Annotated in this window: 17 protein-coding genes; 9 read left to right on the top strand and 8 right to left on the bottom strand. The window is 71.4% G+C overall.

What is annotated here, in order from left to right; translation table 11 throughout:
- Nucleotides 1-27: 27 nt before the first annotated feature.
- From purN to BIU95_RS02585, 5 genes are all read left to right on the top strand, one after another.
- Complete coding sequence (gene purN / locus BIU95_RS02565) at nucleotides 28-621, top strand: phosphoribosylglycinamide formyltransferase (protein ID WP_071250218.1); 594 nt, start codon at nucleotides 28-30, stop codon at nucleotides 619-621.
- Nucleotides 618-2,252, top strand: coding sequence for a bifunctional phosphoribosylaminoimidazolecarboxamide formyltransferase/IMP cyclohydrolase (purH, locus tag BIU95_RS02570; RefSeq protein WP_071250220.1), 1,635 nt, complete (start codon nucleotides 618-620; stop codon nucleotides 2,250-2,252). Before purN ends, purH begins: the two co-directional genes overlap by 4 nt.
- A 592-nt stretch (nucleotides 2,253-2,844) precedes the next feature.
- Nucleotides 2,845-4,653, top strand: a complete 1,809-nt coding sequence (locus tag BIU95_RS02575) for an ABC transporter ATP-binding protein (protein WP_042539805.1) — start codon at nucleotides 2,845-2,847, stop codon at nucleotides 4,651-4,653.
- Nucleotides 4,654-4,772: 119 nt separating this feature from the next.
- A complete protein-coding gene (locus BIU95_RS02580) occupies nucleotides 4,773-6,572 on the top strand; it encodes an ABC transporter ATP-binding protein (RefSeq protein WP_031260262.1) in 1,800 nt (599 codons plus the stop codon).
- A 37-nt stretch (nucleotides 6,573-6,609) separates the two neighbouring features.
- Entirely contained in the window at nucleotides 6,610-7,038 is a 429-nt protein-coding gene (locus tag BIU95_RS02585; protein ID WP_017888146.1) for a DUF805 domain-containing protein, read from the top strand.
- 22 nt (nucleotides 7,039-7,060) lie between these two features.
- Here BIU95_RS02585 and BIU95_RS18905 read toward each other — a convergent pair whose 3' ends face one another.
- The 8 genes from BIU95_RS18905 to BIU95_RS02625 form a co-directional block, all read right to left on the bottom strand.
- Entirely contained in the window at nucleotides 7,061-7,399 is a 339-nt protein-coding gene (locus BIU95_RS18905; protein ID WP_017888145.1) for an MGMT family protein, read from the bottom strand.
- Nucleotides 7,400-7,413: 14 nt separating this feature from the next.
- Complete coding sequence (locus BIU95_RS18910; protein WP_017888144.1) at nucleotides 7,414-7,869, bottom strand: GNAT family N-acetyltransferase; 456 nt, start codon at nucleotides 7,867-7,869, stop codon at nucleotides 7,414-7,416.
- Between the two features lie 104 nt (nucleotides 7,870-7,973).
- Nucleotides 7,974-8,723, bottom strand: a complete 750-nt coding sequence (locus BIU95_RS02600) for an SDR family NAD(P)-dependent oxidoreductase (RefSeq protein WP_042539809.1) — start codon at nucleotides 8,721-8,723, stop codon at nucleotides 7,974-7,976.
- Complete coding sequence (locus tag BIU95_RS02605; protein WP_231564095.1) at nucleotides 8,723-9,520, bottom strand: SDR family NAD(P)-dependent oxidoreductase; 798 nt, start codon at nucleotides 9,518-9,520, stop codon at nucleotides 8,723-8,725. The genes BIU95_RS02600 and BIU95_RS02605 overlap by 1 nt, the downstream gene beginning before the upstream one ends.
- A complete protein-coding gene (locus tag BIU95_RS02610; RefSeq protein ID WP_082046967.1) occupies nucleotides 9,517-10,866 on the bottom strand; it encodes an MFS transporter in 1,350 nt (449 codons plus the stop codon). The genes BIU95_RS02605 and BIU95_RS02610 overlap by 4 nt, the downstream gene beginning before the upstream one ends.
- 82 nt (nucleotides 10,867-10,948) lie before the next feature.
- Nucleotides 10,949-12,013, bottom strand: a complete 1,065-nt coding sequence (locus BIU95_RS02615; RefSeq protein ID WP_071250222.1) for an asparaginase — start codon at nucleotides 12,011-12,013, stop codon at nucleotides 10,949-10,951.
- A complete protein-coding gene (locus tag BIU95_RS02620) occupies nucleotides 12,010-12,384 on the bottom strand; it encodes a hypothetical protein (protein ID WP_017888139.1) in 375 nt (124 codons plus the stop codon). Before BIU95_RS02620 ends, BIU95_RS02615 begins: the two co-directional genes overlap by 4 nt.
- Nucleotides 12,384-13,286: a polysaccharide deacetylase gene (locus BIU95_RS02625; protein ID WP_017888138.1), complete on the bottom strand. Its 903-nt coding sequence runs from the start codon at nucleotides 13,284-13,286 to the stop codon at nucleotides 12,384-12,386. Before BIU95_RS02625 ends, BIU95_RS02620 begins: the two co-directional genes overlap by 1 nt.
- 195 nt (nucleotides 13,287-13,481) lie before the next feature.
- Between BIU95_RS02625 and BIU95_RS02630 the strand changes: the two genes are divergently transcribed.
- From BIU95_RS02630 to BIU95_RS02645, 4 genes are all read left to right on the top strand, one after another.
- Nucleotides 13,482-14,534, top strand: a complete 1,053-nt coding sequence (locus BIU95_RS02630; protein WP_082046968.1) for a LacI family DNA-binding transcriptional regulator — start codon at nucleotides 13,482-13,484, stop codon at nucleotides 14,532-14,534.
- A gap of 103 nt (nucleotides 14,535-14,637) precedes the next feature.
- Nucleotides 14,638-15,972, top strand: a complete 1,335-nt coding sequence (locus tag BIU95_RS02635; RefSeq protein WP_071250224.1) for an ROK family transcriptional regulator — start codon at nucleotides 14,638-14,640, stop codon at nucleotides 15,970-15,972.
- Nucleotides 15,973-16,073: 101 nt separating this feature from the next.
- Nucleotides 16,074-17,051, top strand: a complete 978-nt coding sequence (locus tag BIU95_RS18095; RefSeq protein ID WP_071250226.1) for a hypothetical protein — start codon at nucleotides 16,074-16,076, stop codon at nucleotides 17,049-17,051.
- A 267-nt stretch (nucleotides 17,052-17,318) separates the two neighbouring features.
- Nucleotides 17,319-19,727 (top strand): lamin tail domain-containing protein, encoded by a 2,409-nt coding sequence (locus BIU95_RS02645; RefSeq protein WP_071250228.1) that lies wholly within the window; start codon nucleotides 17,319-17,321, stop codon nucleotides 19,725-19,727.
- The last annotated feature ends 3 nt before the right edge of the window (nucleotides 19,728-19,730 follow it).

The raw sequence follows: 19,730 nt of genomic DNA on the forward strand, positions 1-19,730 counted from the left end.
GCCGTGCCTCCCGGTAGGGTTGGTGCCGTGCTCGAACTGGTCGTCCTGATCTCCGGTACCGGGTCGAACCTCCGAGCCCTGCTCGAAGCGACCTTCGACGCCGAGTACCCCGCCCGTGTCGTCGCCATCGGTGCCGACCGCGACGCCGAGGGGCTCGGGCTGGGCGAGGAGTTCTCGATCCCGACCTTCACGGTCCCGTTCACCCGCTACGACTCCCGCGCCGAGTGGGGGCAGGCCCTGGCGGAGCAGATCCGTCCGTGGTCGCCCGACCTGCTCGTGCTCTCCGGCCTGATGCGCCTGCTGCCCCCGGCCGTGGTGTCCGAGTTCGCACCGGGGATCATCAACACCCACCCGGCGTACCTGCCCGAGTTCCCCGGCGCCCACGGCGTGCGGGACGCACTCGCCGCCGGCGTGACCCAGACCGGCGCGAGCGTCATCGCGGTCGACGACGGCGTCGACACCGGGCCGATCCTGGCCCAGGAGCGCATCCCGGTGCTGCCGGGCGACAGCGAGTCGACGCTGCACGACCGCATCAAGCCGGTCGAGCGCCGCCTGCTCATCCAGACCATCCTCGACATCGCCAACGGCACCACCGAACTGAAGGGCACCCCGAGCGCATGAGCGTGCACGCAGCCGACCCCAGCCTCTACCGCGACCGGGACGTGGTGCCGGTCCGCCGTGCACTCATCTCGGTGAGCGACAAGTCCGGCCTGCTCGAGCTCGCCGGCGCACTGGCCGACTCCGGGGTCGAGATCGTGTCGACCGGCTCCACCGCCCAGACCATCCGTGACGCCGGGTACGCCGTCACCGACGTCGCGAGCGTCACCGGGTTCCCCGAGTCGCTCGACGGTCGCGTGAAGACGCTGCACCCGTCGGTGCACGCCGGCCTGCTCGCCGACCTGCGGCTCGAGTCGCACGAGCAGCAGCTCGCCGACCTCGACATCGCGCCGTTCGAACTCGTCGTGGTGAACCTCTACCCGTTCGTCGAGACCGTGGCGTCCGGCGCCGACACCGCGACCGTGGTCGAGAACGTCGACATCGGCGGCCCCGCGATGGTCCGTGCCTCGGCGAAGAACCACCCGAACGTGGCGATCGTCGTGTCCCCGGCGTCCTACCCCGAGGTCGTCGAGGCCGTGCGTGCCGGCGGCACCACGCTCGAGCTCCGCAAGTGCCTCGCCGCCCAGGCCTTCGCGCACACCGCCGCGTACGACACCGCGGTGGCGTCCTACTTCGCGAGCGACGTCGTCTCCGCCGCCGCAGCCCCGACGACCTCCGGCGACATCCGGACCCCTGGCGCGTTCGACGAGCACCTGTCGGTCGGTGCCGAGCTGTCCGCGACCCTGCGTTACGGCGAGAACGCCCACCAGGCCGCGGCGCTCTACACGACGCCGGACGGCACCGGTATCGCACAGGCGACGCAGCTGCACGGCAAGGAGATGTCGTACAACAACTACGTCGACGCCGACGCGGCGGTCCGCGCGGCCTTCGACTTCGACGAGCCCGCCGTCGCGATCATCAAGCACGCCAACCCGTGCGGCATCGCGATCGCCCCGGCCGACGCCGCCGACCCGATCGCCTCGGCCCACGCCGCCGCGCACGCCTGCGACCCGCTGTCGGCGTTCGGCGGGGTCATCGCCGCGAACCGCCCGGTCACCCTGGCCATGGCCGAGACCGTCAAGGACATCTTCACCGAGGTCGTCGTCGCCCCCGGGTTCGACCCCGAGGCGCTCGAGGTCCTGTCGCGCAAGAAGAACATCCGCCTGCTCACGCTGCCGGCCGACTTCGCGCTCGCCGACCGCGAGGTCAAGCAGGTCTCCGGCGGGTTCCTGGTGCAGGACGCCGACCGCTTCACGGGCTTCGACCAGTCCACCTGGACCCTCGTCGCCGGCGAGCCCGCCGATGCGCAGACCCTGACCGACCTGGCCTTCGCGTGGCGTGCCAGCCGTTCGGTGAAGTCCAACGCCATCCTGCTCGCGAACCAGGGCGCGAGCGTCGGTGTCGGCATGGGCCAGGTCAACCGGGTCGACTCGTGCCACCTCGCCGTGAACCGTGCGGGTGACCGGGCTGCCGGCAGCGTCGCGGCGTCGGATGCGTTCTTCCCGTTCGCCGACGGCCTGCAGGTGCTGCTCGACGCCGGTGTCCGTGCGGTGGCGCAGCCCGGTGGCAGCGTCCGTGACGACGAGGTCATCGCTGCGGCGAAGGCTGCTGGCGTGACGATGTACTTCACGAGCGAGCGCCACTTCTTCCACTGATGTGCACTGCCACTTCGTCCACCGATGTGAACAATCGGTGGCAGACCATTGCGCGGCGACAGTCACTGTGAATAGTCTGTAAGGCTCCGCGGCAGGCAGCCGACGATCCCTCGGGACCGGCGGCACCGCGGACACAACGGTGACGAAGACGACGACTGGAGTGACGATGGACAACATGACCGGAACCGTGGCGACGGCCGCCCGCGCAGGTCTCGTGTCCGTCGTGGGGACCACTCCCGCACGGCGATCCCCGATCGCACCGCGACCCCGCGTCGCGGCCGCCGTCTAGTCGGGCCGTTCCCACGGCCCCGCGACGCAGCACCACCGGCGTCCGCGAACCACCCGCCTGAACCCGGGGGACGACGCTCCCCCGGTGCCTCCGGCCCGACCGACGTCACGCGAGTGACGGCGGAGACGCGACCACGCGCCCGGCCGATGATCACCACGCAACGCCACACCGAGCCTCCAGGCCGAAGCCGCGCGACGCGAGCAAGCAAGCAGCAAGCAAGCAGTAAGCAAGCAAGCAGCAAGCAAGCAAGCACGCACCGCGCAGCGCGACCCGGGGACCCGGCAGACGCATGAGGACGCAACCATGTCCAAGTCGCCCACCACGGCGCGCCCGTCCACCTTCCGCGCGATCGCGCGGATCTACCCCTACGTGAAGCCCTACCAGGGGCGCCTCATCGGCGGCATGGCCGCAGCGATGGGAGCCTCCCTGGTGGCGCTCGCAATCCCCTACGTGCTGCAGTGGCTCGTCGACGGTCCGCTGTCGTCGCGCGACTCGGCACAGATCTGGCCCGCCGGGCTCGGGGTGCTCGCCCTCGGTGTGCTCGAGGCGTTCTTCATCGCCTCGCGCCGTCGGCTGGTGATGCGTCCCTCGACCCGCATCGAGACGAGCATGCGCAACTCGCTCTACGCGAAGCTGCAGGACCTGCCGGTCGCGTTCCACGACCGCTGGGAGTCCGGGCAGCTGCTGTCCCGTTCCGTGTCCGACCTGTCGCTGATCCGGCGCTGGCTGGCCTTCGGCGTCGTCCTGCTCGTCGTCAACATCGTGACGATCGTCGTCGGCTTCGTCGTGCTGTTCACCTTCGGGTGGATCCTCGGGCTGATCTTCCTGATCGCGTCGATCCCGCTGTGGATCAACGGCCTGCTGTTCGAGCGCCGGTACTCCGCCGTCGCACGCCGCAGCCAGGACCAGGTGGGCGACCTCGCCACGAGCGTCGAGCAGTCGGTGCACGGCATCCGCGTGCTCAAGGCGTTCGGTCGCGGCGGCGCGAAGCTCGAGGAGTTCAGCGAGCAGGCCGAAGCCCTGCGCGGCACCGAGATCAAGAAGGCGAAGGCCATCGCCGGCATCTGGCTGTGGCTGCTGCTCGTGCCGGACGTCGCGTTCGCGCTGTGCCTGCTCGCCGGCATCTGGCTCGCATCGCAGGGGCAGCTCACCGTCGGCCAGCTGTTCGCGTTCTTCGCGACGGCGACGGTGCTGCGGTTCCCGATCGAGTCGATCGGCTTCCTGCTCTCGATGACGTTCGACACCCGCACGGCGGTCGACCGCTTCTTCGAGGTCATGGACTCCGAGAACACCATCACGGACCCGGAACACCCGAAGACGATCGCCGAGCCGCACGGTGCGCTGTCGTTCAACGGCGTGCACTTCCGGTACCAGGACTCCGCACCGCAGTACCCGGACCTGATCAACGGCGTCGAACTGCAGCTGCAGCCGGGCGAGACCATGGCGCTCGTCGGGCTGACCGGCTGCGGCAAGACCACGCTGCTCTCGCTCGTGCCGCGTCTGTACGACGTGACCGGTGGTTCGGTGACGATCGACGGGGTCGACATCCGCGACCTCACCCGCGAAGAGCTCCGCCGGCACGTCGGCGTCGCCTTCGAGGACGCCACCCTGTTCTCGTCGACCGTGCGTGAGAACGTGCTGCTCGGTCGACCGGACGTGCAGGGTGCCGAGGCCGAGGCGCTCATGCGTGAGGCGCTCGACATCGCGCAGGCGTCCTTCGTGGACGACCTGCCCGACGGCGTCGACACCCGGGTCGGTGAAGAGGGGCTGTCGCTGTCCGGTGGGCAGCGCCAGCGTCTGGCACTCGCCCGTGCGATCGCGGCGCGGCCGTCGGTCCTGGTGCTCGACGACCCGCTGTCGGCGCTCGACGTCGACACCGAGGCGCGGGTCGAAGCGGGCCTGCGACGCGTGCTCGCCGACACCACGTCGCTCATCGTGGCGCACCGTCCGTCGACGGTGACGCTGGCCGACCGGGTCGCCCTGATGGAGAACGGCGTCGTCACGGCCGTCGGGACCCACCATGACCTGATGGCCACCAACGAGCACTACCGCTACGTCATCTCGTCGCTCGACGACGACGACGCGACCGCACGACAGGAGGCGATGGCATGAGCCAGCAAGAGAAGAACCTGCCGCTCGACACGTCGGCCGGGCCGGGAGGCGCGGATCCCGTCGTCGACGACATCGCCGACGCGCAGTCTGCCGCGCCCGTCACCGCCTCGATCACCACCATGGGCGTGCGCGGCGAGGAGCGTGAGGACTTCACGAAGGCCGAGAGCAAGCGCCTGCGGCGCCGGTCCCTCGCCCTGCTCGGGTCCCTCGCCGCACCGCTGAAGCTCCGGCTGGTACTGCTCGGTATCGTGGTCGTGGTCTCGACCGCCGGCACCGTCGCGGGTCCGGCGCTCATCGCGTGGGGCATCGACAACGCCCTGCCCGCGGTGATGGACCAGAACGACTGGGTGCCGGCGTTCGGCGTCGTCTCGACGTACATCGTCGTGGCCGTCCTCGGTGCGGTGCTCACCGCCTGGTACACGGTGCTCGCGGCGCGGATCAGCCAGGCGATCCTGTTCGACCTGCGCAAGCGGGTGTTCCTGCACACGCAGCGGCTCTCGCTGGAGTTCCACGAGACCTACACGTCGGGCCGGATCATCTCGCGCCAGACGAGTGACCTCGACTCGATCCGCGAGCTGCTCGACTCGGGGCTGAACCAGCTCATCCAGGGCGTGCTGTACATGGCGTTCACCGCCGTGGCCCTGGTGCTGCTCGACCCGACGTCCGGGCTCGTGCTCGCGGTGTCGCTCGTGCCGCTCTGGTTCCTGATCCGCTGGTTCCAGACGAACTCGCAGACGCTGTTCCGCTCGACCCGTGTCACCTCGGCGCGCGTGATCGTGCACTTCGTCGAGACGATGACGGGCATCCGCGCGGTGCAGGCGTTCCGCAAGGAGTCCCGCAACCGTGACGAGTACGGCGGCTACGTCGAGGACTACCGGGTGGCGAACACGAAGGTGTTCAACCTGTTCGGGACCTTCGACCCGGTGCTCGTGCTCATCGGCAACGCCACGCTCGCCGCGGTCGTCATCGTCGGCGGCTTCCGGATCGTCGGCGGGACGCTCGAGGTCGGTGCGCTGCTCGCGGTCGCGCTGTACGCCAAGCGCTTCTTCGACCCGGCGCAGGAACTCGCGATGTTCTACAACGGGTACCAGTCCGCCTCAGCGGCGATGGAGAAGATCTCCGGCGTCCTCGAGGAACGGCCGAGCGTGCCGGACCCCGTGAAGCCCACCCGTCTGGCGGACGCCACCGGGAAGATGGACTTCGACGACGTCGTGTTCGCCTACAACAAGGGCAAGGTCGTGCTGCCGGAGTTCGACCTGCACATCCCGTCGGGGCAGACCATCGCCCTCGTCGGTTCCACCGGCGCCGGCAAGTCGACGCTCGCCAAGCTCATGGCGCGCTTCTACGACCCGAGTCAGGGCTCCGTCAAGCTCGACGGTGTGGACCTGCGTGACCTCGACACGAAGGACATGCGCCGCGCGATCGTCATGGTCACGCAAGAGGCCTACCTGTTCTCCGGAACCGTCGCGGACAACATCGCGCTCGGCAAGCCCGGGGCGTCCCGCCAGGAGATCGAGGCGTCGGCCAAGGCGGTCGGCGCGCACGAGTTCATCATGGCGCTGCCCGACGGGTACGACACCGACGTGAACAAGCGCGGTGGCCGTGTCTCGGCGGGCCAGCGGCAGCTGCTCTCGTTCGCGCGGGCGTTCATCGCGGACCCGAAGGTGCTCATCCTCGACGAGGCCACGGCGTCGCTCGACATCCCCTCGGAGCGACTCGTGCAGGAGGGCCTGGAGACCCTGCTCGCCGACCGCACCGCGGTGATCATCGCGCACCGGCTGTCCACCGTCGCGATCGCCCACCGGGTGCTCGTGATGGAGCACGGCCGGATCGTCGAGGACGGTACCCCCGCCGACCTCATCGCCGGCACCGGGCGCTTCGCCCAGCTGCACGCAGCCTGGCGCGACTCGCTCGTCTAGGCCCCGGTCGGGCTGCACCACGTGGTTGGCTTGCTCCATGAGCAACGACAGCGTGGTGCAGCCCGGCGGCGTCGCCCTGCACGACCCCTTCTACGGTGCCCCCTTCACCGAGGCCGTTCGCCGGTTCTGGCGGAAGTACACCGTGTTCACCGGACGGGCATCGCGCGCCGAGTTCTGGTGGTGGTGGCTGACGTCGCTCGCGATCGGGCTCGTACTGCAGCTCGTGCCGCAGGTGTTCACGCCGGACACCCCGGTGCTCGAGAACCCCGTCGGCTCGTACCTGTTCATGCTGTGGGTGCTCGCGACGCTCGTCGGCTCCCTCGGCCTCGGCGCCCGACGACTGCACGACGCGAACCTGTCCGGCTTCTGGCAGTTCCTGCACGTGCTGCCGGGCCTCGGCTCGCTGATCGTGTACGTCCTGTGCCTGCTGCCCGCGAACCCGAAGGGTGCGCGCTTCGACCGCTGAGGTCGACCCGCGCGGCGCGGGGTCAGAACGGGTCGTCCGCGTCCGTTGCCGGTGACCAGCGCGCACGACGCATGTCGAGCCTCCAGGTCGTCGTCCCCTGCACGAGCGGGGTCCCCTCGGCCCGGTAGTGCTCGAGCGCCCGGGCCTCGTGGCGGAGCGGCGGGTGCCCACCCGCGCGCACCACACGCCACCACGGCAGGTCGGCGCCCTCGTGCGCCATCACCTTGCCGACGGCACGAGAGGCCCGCGATCCGAGGACTGCGGCGACGTCGCCGTACGTCATGACGTGACCGGGCGGGATCATCCGCACCACCTCGGCGACGGCGGCGCCGAAGTCGACCGATGCGTCGTCGGTGGGCACGTCGTCGGAGCGTGCTAGAGCGTCAGGACCGCGAAGTGGTCGCCGTACTGGGTCTCGCGCACGACCTCGAAGCCCACGGCGCGGAAGAACGCCTCGGGGCTGTCGTCGCCGCCGGGCTCGTACACGACCGTCAGTCGCTCGAACCCGCGGCTGCGCGCTTCGTCCGCCAGACCGTGCACGGCGAAGCGACCGACGCCACGGCCCTGCGCGCTGGCTGCCACGTTGACGCGCCAGATGCAGCTGCGCAGTTCTTCCTGCGCGTTGTCGGCGTCGAACGAACCGATGATCAGGCCGAGGACCTCGTCGTCGTCGAGGACGACACGGGTCCACGCGGAGCTCGGCTTGACGTCGGTCTCGGCGACCCCGTAGGTGGTCGGCTGCACGAACTGTTCCTGGCCCGGCTTGAGCGTCAGGGAGTTGGCCGCGGCAGCGGTCTTCGCGGAGAGTTCTTCCAGGCGCAGGTCGGACATGCGGCCAGGGTAACGGTGCTGACCCTGCGGAAGCCAGTGGCGACGGCAGACCGAGACCGCACCGTTGTCGCGGCGGAACCGGGCGGCCGACCGGCGGGTGCTGCTCACGGCATGACGTCACCCGAGTTCGGGCCGAGCGTCTGCCCGGTGTACAGGTCACCCGCCGGGGACGACGCGAGGAGCAGTGCGGTCGGCGCGACCTCGGCGGAGACCCCGAAGCGTCCGATCGGGAGCTCGGCGGCCTTGTCCGTCCGCCACTGCTGGGTCATCCGGTCCGTCATCGGGGAGACGATCGGGCCGGGTGCGATCGCGTTGACGAGCACACCCCGCCCGCTCCACTCGATCGCGGCGCTCTTCGTCAGCGCGATGACGCCGGCCTTCGCTGCCGCGTAGTGCGCGACCTCGGAACCGCCCTTGATCGCCAGCTGCGAGGCGAGGTTGATGATGCGCCCGTGCCCGTCGCGGAGCATCCGCCGACCGACTGCTCGCATCACCAGGAAGACCCCGGTCAGGTCGATCGCGATGACACGCGCCCAGTCCTCCGTGGTGAGTTCCTCGAGCGGCGCCTGCGAGAGCACGCCGGCGGCGTTCACCAGGACCTGGATCCCGCCGGACTCCTCGTCGACCGACGCCACGGCGGCCTCCACCTGGTCCTCGTCGGTGACGTCGAGCACGATGGTCCGGACGCCCAGCCGCTCGGCGAGGTCCGCCAGGCCGTCGGCGTCGAGGTCGGCGGCGACGACCCGCGCTCCTGCGGCGACGAAGGTCTCCACGATCGCGAGCCCGATGCCGCTCGCACCGCCCGTCACGAGCGCGGTCGTCCCGGTGAGGTCGAACACCGTCCGGTCTGGCATCAGTCGGCCATCAGGATCGTCAGGCCGCCGTCGACGACGAGTTCCTGCCCGGTGACGTAGCGCGCCTCGTGGCTGAGCAGGAACCGGATGGCCGCGGCGGCTTCGTCGGCGTGGCCGACACGACCCCACGGGATCCGAGCACCCGCGGCGGCGAGGCCCGCCGGACCGAGCGAGTTCTGGGCGTCCGAGGACTGCGGCGTCTCGATGAGCCCCGGGATGATGGTGTTCACCCGGATCCCACGCGGTGCGAGTTCGGCTGCCGCACTCCGGGCGAGGCCGATCACCGCCGCCTTGCACGCGGCGTAGTGGCTGTGCGCGACCCAGCCGTACACCCCGCCCGCGATCGACGAGACGGCCACCATCGACCCGCCCCGGTCGAGGTGTCGGGCGCCGGCCCGGAGCGTGCGCATCACACCGTGCAGGTCCACCTGCAGGATGTCGTCCCACGCCGCGTCGGTCATGGTGTCGAGCGGCTGCCGACGGAGCACCCCCGCTCCCGCCACGACGTGGTCGACGCGCCCCCAGCGGTCGACGGCCGCCTGGAACACGGCGTCGACGTCCTCGGTGCTGCGGACGTCCGCGGTGACCGTCAGCGCGCTGCCACCGGCCGCCTCGACGGCGTCGACGACGGGTGCGGGATCGTGCGGGTCACCCGCGAAGACGGGGATGACGATGTTCGCGCCGTACTCGGCGAGCTGCACGGCGAGGGCCGCGCCGATCCCGCTCGCGGCGCCGGTGATGACGACCACGCTCCCCGAGAACTCGGAGTACACGCCTGCCGGTGTCGTGGCGCTCAATGCTCGATCACCGCCACGCGCTTCGTCGCGAGCATGATCAGGCCGGAGAGGACCATGCCGCCCGCACCGACGATGAGGGCTGCCGGGCCGAGCCCGATGCTCCCGGCGACGAGGGCCGTCAGCACCGCCGAGCCGATGATGGTGCCGGGCTGTCCCATCGCGGTGACGAACGCGGACCCGGTCGCGCGGCAGCTCGAGTCGAAGCACTCCGCCTGCAGGAAGAGCAGCGACGCGTACGGTCCGAGCAGGAAGAACAGCGTCAGCATGTAGGTGACCAGGACGTAGCCGAAGTCGTCCGGCCCGAGCACGAAGAGGGTCCAGCACACACCGGCGAGCACCCAGCCCACGACGATCGTGGTCTTGCGGCCGATGATGTCGCCGAGCCAGCCGTGGAACAGGTAGCCGGCGGCGCCGACCACGTTGGACAGCACGATGATGAGTAGCGACATGCTCGGGTCGACACCCTTGACGCCCTCGAGCATCGTCGTCCCGAGCACGCTCGTGGTGGTGATGCCGAAGTAGTTCACGATCCAGGCGATCGAGAGCACGACGGTGTTGCGTGCGTACCGTCGGCCGAAGATCGCCCGCAGCGGGTTCGGACCCTCGTCGACGATGCCGAAGCGGGCGGCGACCTCGGTGGCCTCCTCGGTGCGACCGGACTTCCGCAGCTGCCGCAGGTACGTGTTCAGACGGTGCTGCGGCGTCTCCTTGATGCCCTTGCGCAGGAACAGCACGAACAGCGCCGGGACGGTGGCGATGAGGAACGCGAGCCGCCAGGACTCCTGTCCGAACAGCCCGTTGATCCCGGCGATGAACGCGGCCGCGAGGAGCGCGCCGATCGGCCACCCGGTCTGGACGAGGCTGTAGAAGAAGCCGCGACGCTTCTTGACGCCCTCGAGCTCGGTGAGCGCGAAGACCTCGTTGAGGTAGGTGGAGTTGACGGACTGCTCGGCCATCCCGAAGCCGCTCAGGGCCCGGAAACCGACGAGCGAGGCGACCCCCGTCGACGCCGCCGTCAGCAGCGAGGACAGGGCCGCGCCGCCGATCGTGATCATCATGCCCCGGCGCCGACCGAGTCGGTCCACGAACAGACCGACGAGGACGACGACGACGAAGACCCCGACGCTCACGAGGGTGTTCGCCAGCAGGGCGGTCTGCTCGTTCCACCCGAAGTCCTCGGCGATGCGGGGGAGGAGCGTGCCGAACATGATGAAGTCGTAGACGGCGAGGGTCCAGGCGAAGAACGCCAGCGTCGCGCCGCGCTTGGTCTCCTTCGGCCCGATCGTCGGGAACGTCCCGGTGGCGAGCTCGAGGTCCTCGGGCTCGTGGATGGTCGTGGTGGACATGGTCTTCCTCTCGGTACGGCGGTGCGGCGCTGCGACGGTGTCGCGGCGCGGGCTGACGGGCGGAGGCGGAGCGTCGGTGCGGTCAGGGGTGTCCGGTCGGGGATGAGCCCCGGCCGTGGGCGTCGAACGCCGCGTGGATGCGGTCGTCCGGGGCGTCGAGGGCGAGCAGCGCGGCCAGCAGGAGGCGCGCCTTGAGGCCGTCGAGGGTGCCGGCGGGGACGAGTCCGGCGCCGAGCAGGTCGATCTCGCCGCCCGCGAAGCCGTACGTCGTCGTGAGCGTCGCGCCGGCGCCGGTCCGCGACGCCAGCACGACCGGCATCTGCGCGGCGAGTGCGCGGACGGCATCGACCGTGCGCTCGGCGACGTGCCCGCCACCGAAGCCCTCGATGACCGCGCCGCGGTACCCGAGTCCGTCCAGGGTCGACAGGACCCGGCCGTCGTCAGCGAGGGTGACCCGCTGCAGGGCCACCGGGGGCAGCGGGGCGACGCGTGTGGTGAGCGCGGGTACTCGGGCCGCCGGAGCGTGGAAGACGGGCGAGCCCTCGGTGACCCGTCCGAGCGGACCGGAACCCGGAGAGGTGAAGGCGCCGGTCGACGAGGTGTGCGTCTTGCGGACCGCCCTGGCGGCGTGCACCTCGTCGTCGAGCACGACGAGGACACCGCGTCCCGCTGCTGCCGGTGCCGCGGCCACGTTCACGGCCGCCAGCAGGTTCGCCGGACCGTCCGCACCGGGCGAGGAGGCGTGGCGCATCGCTCCGGTGACGACGAGGGGCTCTGAGCGGTCCCACGCGAGGTCGAGCAGGTACGCGGTCTCCTCGATGGTGTCCGTGCCCTGCGACAGCACGACGCCCGAGGCTCCGGAGCCGACGGCGTCCCGCGCGGCGTCGAGCGCGCGCTGCACGTCGTCGAAGTCGAGCGAGGGAGAGGGCACCATGCCGAGCTGGCGGGCCTCGACCCGTGCGACCTGCGCGATGGCCGGCACACCGGCGAGGAGGTCACGGGCTGCGATCCGCGGGACGGCGCCGGAACCGCGCGGATCGCCGGAACCGCGCGGATCGCCGGAACCGCGCGGATCGCCCGAGGTGACGCTCGCGATGGTCCCGCCGAGGGCGAGGTACACGATCCGCGGGAGCGTGGGGTCCGTCACGGCCGGGTGTCCCTTCGTCGATCGACCGCGCGGGCGAGGCTGCGGTGTTCCCAGTCGGTGTCGTCCCGCGGGTCGGCCCTGCGGACGCGGGTCGCGACGGCCGACCAGTCGGTGCGCCCGGCTCCGACCTGTTCGACCGCGTCCAGGACGCCGTCGACGCCCTGCGCCACGACGCGCTTGCCGGTCGGCCCGACGATCACGAGCCGGACGGTGCCCGGGACCTCGTGGACACGGATCCGGTCGTCCGCGAAGAGCCGGGTCGCCCAGGCGGCCAGCCGGAGCTGCGCCCGCTTGCGCGCGGCCGGGGAGTCCTCGACACCGGCGGCGTACCAGTCACGGTTCCCGCCGTTGCCGCCACATCCGCCGCACATCAGGACTCGCGTGGACGCTCGGGCTGCGCGAACGGGAAGCGGACGCGGAAGTCGTCGGCGATCTCGTTCATCGTGACGAACCGGACGCCCTCGTGGCCCCTGATGTACTCGATGAGCCGCTCGATCATGAGCAGGACCTGCGGGCGCCCGGAGACGTCGGGGTGGATCGTGATCGGGAAGACGGCGTAGTCGAGTTCGCGGTACACCCAGTCGAACTGGTCCTTCCACATCTGCTCGACGTCGCGCGGGTTGACGAAGCCGTGGCTGTTCGGGCTCGACTTGATGAACATCATCGGGGGCAGGTCGTCGACGTACCAGTTCGCCGCGATCTCGACGAGGTCGATCTCGCTCCCGTGGACGAGCGGCGTCATCCACGTGTGCGGGTCCTGCGAGTAGTCGATCGGTGTCCACTGGTCGCCGACGATCGAGTAGTAGGGGACGAAGTCCTTGTGCTGCTGACTGTGGTCGTAGCTGAACCCGAACTTCTCCAGGAGTGTGGGCGTGTAGCTGCTCAGTTCCCACCACGGAGCGACGTAGCCCGTCGGCTGCCGACCCGTGAGCCGGGTGATCAGCTCGACCGAGCGCTCCATCACCGCGTCCTCCTGCGCCTCGGTCATCGCCACCGGGTTCTCGTGGCTGTACCCGTGCGCACCGATCTCGTGGCCGGCGTCGAACAGGGCCTTGCACTCGTCCGGGAAGGTCTCGAGCGAGTGGCCGGGGATGAACCAGGTCGCTGCGATGTCGGCGCGGTCGAACACCTTCTGCAGACGCGGCACACCGGTGCGCCCCGCGAAGATCCCGCGCTGGATGTCCGAGGGGGAATCCGCCCCGCCGTAGGAGCCGAGCCAGCCCGCGACCGCGTCGATGTCGACGCCGAAGGACACGAAGATCTCTTTCACCATGGGACACCGTCTCTCATCGTTGCTGCAATTCGTGCAATCGTTTGCATTGCCCGGAATCCTGACACCCGACTGTTTCGACCGACGTCCAGCCGTGTAACCAGTGTGTTTCGGATCGTCCGGGCCGTCGTCGGTCGAGGTGCTCGCAAACGTTCGCGCCGCACGGTGTCACGACGATCCGTCACCTAGACTCGACGGATGGGCAGTGCAGGCGACGACCCGGCCGGACACGGTCAGCAGGATCGTCGTGGTGACGTGAACCTCCAGGCCATCGCCGCGCTCGCCGGCGTGCACGTCTCGACGGCGTCGCGCGTGCTCCGACAGGCGGAGCCGACCAAGGGGTGGAGCGACTCGGCGCAGCGGGTGATCGCGGCGGCGGCCGAGCTCGGGTACCGCCCCAACCGGATCGCAGCGTCGCTCCGGACCCGGCGGTCGAACACCATCGGCGTCGTGATGCCGCGGCTCGCCGACACGGTCATCGCGACGATCTGCCAGTCCGTCGAGTCGGCTGCCCGCTCCGCCGGGTACCAGCTCCTGCTCACGACGCCCCCGGACGACATGGGCGCGCAGCTGGACGCGGTCGACTTCCTGCTCTCCCGACAGGTCGACGGCCTCATCGTCAGCTCGCTCCACCTGTCGTCCCCGAACCCGCGGCTGACGGACCTCCCCGTGCCGGTCATCGCGACGAACCGCCACCCCGGGGACTGGATGCCCGCGGTGGTCGGTGACGACGTCGAGGGCGGCCGGATGGCCACGGAACACCTGCTCGCGTTGGGGCACCGCCGCATCGGCGTCATCGCCGGTCCGCGCCACGCCAGCACCGCCGTGGAGCGGGTGGCCGGGTTCCGTCTGGCACACGAGCGACGGGACCTCGTCGTCGACGACGCGCTCGTCGTCCACAGCGACTTCGAGGTCGAGGGAGGCGTCGTCGGCGCGCACACGCTGCTCTCGCTGTCGGACCCGCCGACCGCGATCTTCGCCGTCAACGACACCGCGGCGATCGGCGTGATGGGCGCTGCACGGCAACGCGGCCTCCGCGTGCCCGACGACCTGTCGATCGTCGGCTACAACGACATCTCCGTCGTGGCGCAGCTGCCCACACCCATGACGACCGTGCACTCACCGACCGCCCTGATGGGCACCGTGGCGGTGGAGCGACTGCTCGCGGCGATCGGCGACGGGACACTGCAGGGTGCGACGCTCCCGGTCTCGCTCGTCGTGCGGTCGTCGACGGGGCATCCGGCGGGCTGACCCGGCACAGGGCACCCGGACCGGACCACGCGAGCGGGCGCCAGAGCGGCGGACGCTGGCCCACCCGCCGGGTACCCGGGCGGGGTCGCGGTATCGTCGCGGCATGGCAGAGCATCGACGCGGAGCGAACCTCCCGTCGATCGGCGGGTTCAACCGCACCGTGGTCCTCGACGCCGTCCGCCGCTCGCCCGACGGCCTGAGCCGCGTCGAGCTCGCCGCCCGCACCGGCCTGAGTGCGCAGACCGTGTCGAACGTCACCCGGTTCCTGATCGATGCCGGGATGATCGTCGAGTCCGGCACCGTCGTTTCGGGCCGCGGCAAGCCCCGCACCATCCTGCGGCTCGAGCCCGGCAGCCGGTACGCGGTCGGCGTGCACGTCGACCCGGCCGTCGTCACCTACGTGCTGCTCGACCTCGCCGGCACCGTCGTCGCTGCGTCCACGACCTCGACCCCCACCGCCGACGACCCGTCCCAGGTGGTGCGCACCATCGCCTCGGCCGTCGACGGGCTCGTCGCCGACGCCGGGGTGGCCGTCGACAGCGTGCTCGGCGTCGGGATCGCGAGCCCCGGACCCATCGACGTCGAGGCGGGCATCGTGGTCGACCCGCCGTTCCTGCCGCGGTGGCGGGACGTACCCCTGCGCGACGCGCTCGCCGAGGCCACGGGCTACCCGGTCCTGCTCGAGAAGGACGTCACGGCCGCCGCGGTCGGTGAGATGTTCCTGGCGGGGGAGTCCTCGGCCCGCAACTTCGCGTTCGTGTACTTCGGCACCGGGTTCGGCGTCGGGCTCGTCGTCGACCACGAACCCGTGCGCGGGGTGGGGTCGAACGCGGGCGACGCCGGACACATCATGGTCGACCAGGGGCCGCTCGCGGGCACCCCGGACGGCTCGGGCACGCGTGGCGAGGTCGGCGCTGCCGTCGCGCCGGACCGGCTGGTGCGGGTCGCGCGGTCGCGGGGCCTGGCGTTGTCCGGCGGCGTGAGCGCCGAGGCCGGCGCCGCCGACGATGGCAACGACGCCGAGGCCGACGATGCCGACGGCGCCGAGGCCGGCGCCGCCGACGCCACGGACAGCGGCGCCACCGACGTCGACGCCGCGTGGGACGAACTCGCAACGGCGATCGCTGGCGGGGACGACACCGCCGTCACGCTCGCGGCCGATGCCGGCACCGTCATGGGCAACGCCGTCGTCCTCATCGTCAACCTGCTCGACATCGACCGCGTGGTGTTCGGCGGCCCGTTCTGGTCGCGCATCGCAAGTGCGGCGCTGCCCGCGGCGCGTGCAGCCATCGTCGGGTCGCCGCTGCTCGTGCCGAAGCACCCGGTGCAGGTGGTCGAGAGTGACCGCGGTGCCGACGTCGCCGCCGTGGGTGCCGCCTGCCTGGTGCTCGACGCCGCGCTCTCGCCGCGGGCCAGCACCCTGCTCATCCGGCGCTGACGACCCCGGCAACGAGACGGGCCCGATCCGTGGGCACCGCCCCGGCCCGCTACGCTGCGGTCCGACGCACCCGCCGTGGGTGCGGGGACGACGGGGGACACATGACGGACAGCGGCACGGACAGCACGGACAGCACCGACGGCACGATGGACCCGCGGTGGGCGAGGGTGCGCCCGCTCGTCTTCCGCACGATCATCGGCGCGGTCGTCGCCGCCGGGCTCGTCGGGATCGCCGCGGTGCTCCTCGGCGACTTCGGCATGGTCGCGGTCCAGCTGCTCCTGACGATCGTCGTGGTGGTCGTCTTCGCGTTGCTGTCCTGGTACGACGCCGACGTGTCGTCCCGGCGGTCGGGCATCTTCGCGTTCGCGAGCATCGCCACGTCGATGTACCTGCTCGTCGCCGGCCTGTACAAGGTGTGGATCGTGCCGACGGGGCCGGACGGTGACGGCATCTGGTACGTCCTGGAGCACTTCTGGCACTGGATCTGGCTCGTCGGCGTCGCCCGGGTGGCGCTCCTGCACGTCCACCTGCTGCTCGTGATCCACCGCCGCTACCCGACGCCCGTCCTGCAGGTCGTCGCGAAGACCACCGTCGGCGTCATCGCCCTGCTCGCGCTGCTGCTCTCGATCCCGCTGCTCGCGCCGGACGTCGACTACGCGCGGGGCTACTGGCGGCTCGTCTGGGTGGTGGTGATCCTCGACCTGCTCGGCACCGTCGTGGTGCCCCTCAGCAACGCGCTGTTCCGGCCCCGAGCGCCCCGGTCATCGGCGACGTGGCCGGTGCCCGACCAGCAGCCGGCGTGGGGTGCGACGCCGACGCCCGCCGCTCCGGAGCCCGAGGCTGCCGTGCCCGAAGCGCCCTCGCCGCCCGCGCCGCCCGCGCCCGCACCTGCACTGCACCCTGAGCTCGCCCCGGCACCGACGCCCGAGCCCGGCACGGTCGTCGCGTCCGACGGCCGTCGGTACGCGGCCCGTCCGACGGCCTCCCGCGCGCTGGCCTGGCCCCGCTACGTCGACGGCACGCCCCTGCCCGCGCTGCCCGACGGGACGCCCGACTTCTCGGAGGTCACCGAGCGCTGACACCCCGGGCAACGAGTGTGCAGAAGACGTCGGGTTCGCCGTGCGGACCCGGCGTCTTCTGCGCACCGGGTGCGGTGGGCTGTGCCCACGGCGGACGGGAGGCGCGGTGCGGGCCCGCCCCGAGCCTCCAGGCCGACACGTCGCGCGTCCAGCGCGCCGGGCGCGACCTGGGACACCGCCCGTTCACCGGGCGGCCACCGGCCGGTCGCGTGGATGCTGAACAGTCGTGCAGGTCTTCAGCCCGATCGCCCCCGAGAAGGACCCTGCATGCGCGCTCCTGCCCTGCGCCCACCCACACTCCGCATCGGCGCGGCCGTCGCGACTGCCCTGGTCGTCGCCGCCGGTGTCGTCACCGCCAGCCCGGCCCTCGCCGCCGTCGGTGACGACGACCCGTCCGTCGGTGCCGTCGCCGCGAACGGCCTCGTCGTCAACGAGGTCGAGTCGAACGCCGACGACACCGATTGGGTGGAGCTCGAGAACACCTCGGACGCCGCGATCGACCTGACCGGGTACGCGTTCCTCGACTCCGACAACTCGCACGACGCGTACGTGCTCCCCAGCGGCTCGACGATCGCCGCCGGCGGGTACTTCGTCGTCGACCAGCTGTCCGCGACCGCCCCCGGCTTCGACTTCGGGCTCGGTGGTGCCGACACTGCGCGCCTCTACGACCCTGCCGGCGACCTGGTGCTCCGGTACGCCTGGACGACCCACGCGGGTGTCACCTACGGCCGCTGCGCCGACGGTGTCGGGCCGCTCGTGGACACCACGGCGTCGACCAAGGGGGCTGCGAACGACTGCTCCTCACCCGTGCGGATCAACGAGGTCGAGTCGCAGGACGGCACCCCCGGCGACTGGGTGGAGCTGACCAACACCGGCAGCACCACCGTCGACCTGGGCGGGTACGTGCTGCGCGACAACGACGACGACCACGCGTACACGATCCCCGCGGGTACGACCGTCGCGGCCGGGGGCTTCACCGTCCTCGACGAGGCGGCGTTCGGCTTCGGACTCGGCAAGGCGGACTCCGCGCGGCTGTTCGACGCCCGCGGCGCGGTCGTCGACTCGACCTCGTGGACGGCGCACGCGACCACGACGTACGGCCGCAACCCCGACGGCACCGGGGACTTCGCCGAGACGGCAGCACCCACGAAGGGCGCGGCGAACCGGTTCGCCGGCGTCGTCACCGCCGAGGCCTGGCCCGGCGGCCCGGACGAGACCGTGCTCGACGACGAGGACACCTTCACCGGTGACCTGAGCGGCCTCGACTGGACGACCTCGACGACCTCGCGGGACGGGCAGCTCTGGGCCGTGCAGAACGGCGACGGCCTGCTCTACCACCTGACCTCGGACGGCGCGGGCGGCTGGGCACCGTCGAACGCCGCGGGCACCGACCTGCGCTACGCCGACGGCACGGGCACTCCGGATGCCGAGGGTGTGACCGTCACGAGCGACGACCCCGGCGCCGTCTACGTGTCGACCGAGCGCAACAACGACGTGTCGAGCACGAGCCGCCCGTCGGTCCTGCGCTACGCCACGACCGACGGCTCCGAGGCCACCCTGCGGGCCACCGACGAGTGGAACCTCGCCGCGGACTTCCCCGGGCTCGGCGCGAACGCCGGGCTCGAGGGCGTCACCTGGATCCCGGACACCTGGCTCACCGCGCACGGCTTCACCGACGAGCGCACCGGCGCCGCCTACGCACCGTCGCGCTACGCCGGACACGGCGAGGGGCTGTTCTTCGTCGGGGTCGAGGGCACCGCGAGCGTGTACGCCTACGCCCTGATGGACGACGGGTCCTCGGCGCGCATCGCCACGATCGCGACCTCGCTCGCCGTCGTCGCCGACGTGCAGTTCGACCCGACGCTCGACGCGCTCTGGGTGGTCTGCGACGACGTGTGCTCCGGCCGGACCGCGCTGTACGAGGTGACCGACGGGGCCTTCAGCGCCTCGACGCTGTACGAGGCACCCTCGGCCGCCGACCGCACGCTCGCCAACGAGGGCTTCGCGATCTCGGGCGTCTGCACCGACGGGGAGCGCGCGACCTTCTCCGCCGACGACAACGACACGGACGGGTTCTCGCTGCGGACGGGGACGTACCCGTGCGAGGGCGGCGACACCGACCCGGGCACGGAGCCCACGCCGACGCCGATCCCGTCTCCGGGCGACGGCGGCACGACGCCGACCCCGACCCCGACTCCGGGTGGGACGCCCACCGCGGTCCCGACCCCTGGTCCGTCGGCTGCGCCGGTCGCCCCGGTGGCCCCGTCGGAGACCGGTCTCACCGACGCGAACCGTGCTGGCGTCTCGGCTCCGGCGTCGGCTCGTGCGGGGGAGACCATCACGGTGACGGTGGGCACGCAGTCCGCGGGTGACGTCGTGGACGTGTGGTTGTACTCGACCCCGACGCTGATCGGAACGGTGACGGTCGGCGCTGACGGGACGGTCCGGGTGACGATCCCTGCCGACACGGTGGTTGGTGCGCACCGGTTGGCGGTGACGGCTGCGGACGGCACGCTGATCGGGTGGACCCCGATCACGATCACCGCGGACGGGCAGCTCGCGTTCACGGGCGCCGCAGGGATGGGTGCCGGTGCGCTGGTGGCGTTCCTGTTGCTCGCGGCGGGTGCGGGTGTGCTGGTCGTGCGTCGCCGCCGTCGGGCTGCGGCTGCGGAGTAGTCC

The sequence above is a fragment of the Curtobacterium sp. MCBA15_007 genome (assembly GCF_001864905.1).
GTDB lineage: Bacteria > Actinomycetota > Actinomycetes > Actinomycetales > Microbacteriaceae > Curtobacterium > Curtobacterium poinsettiae.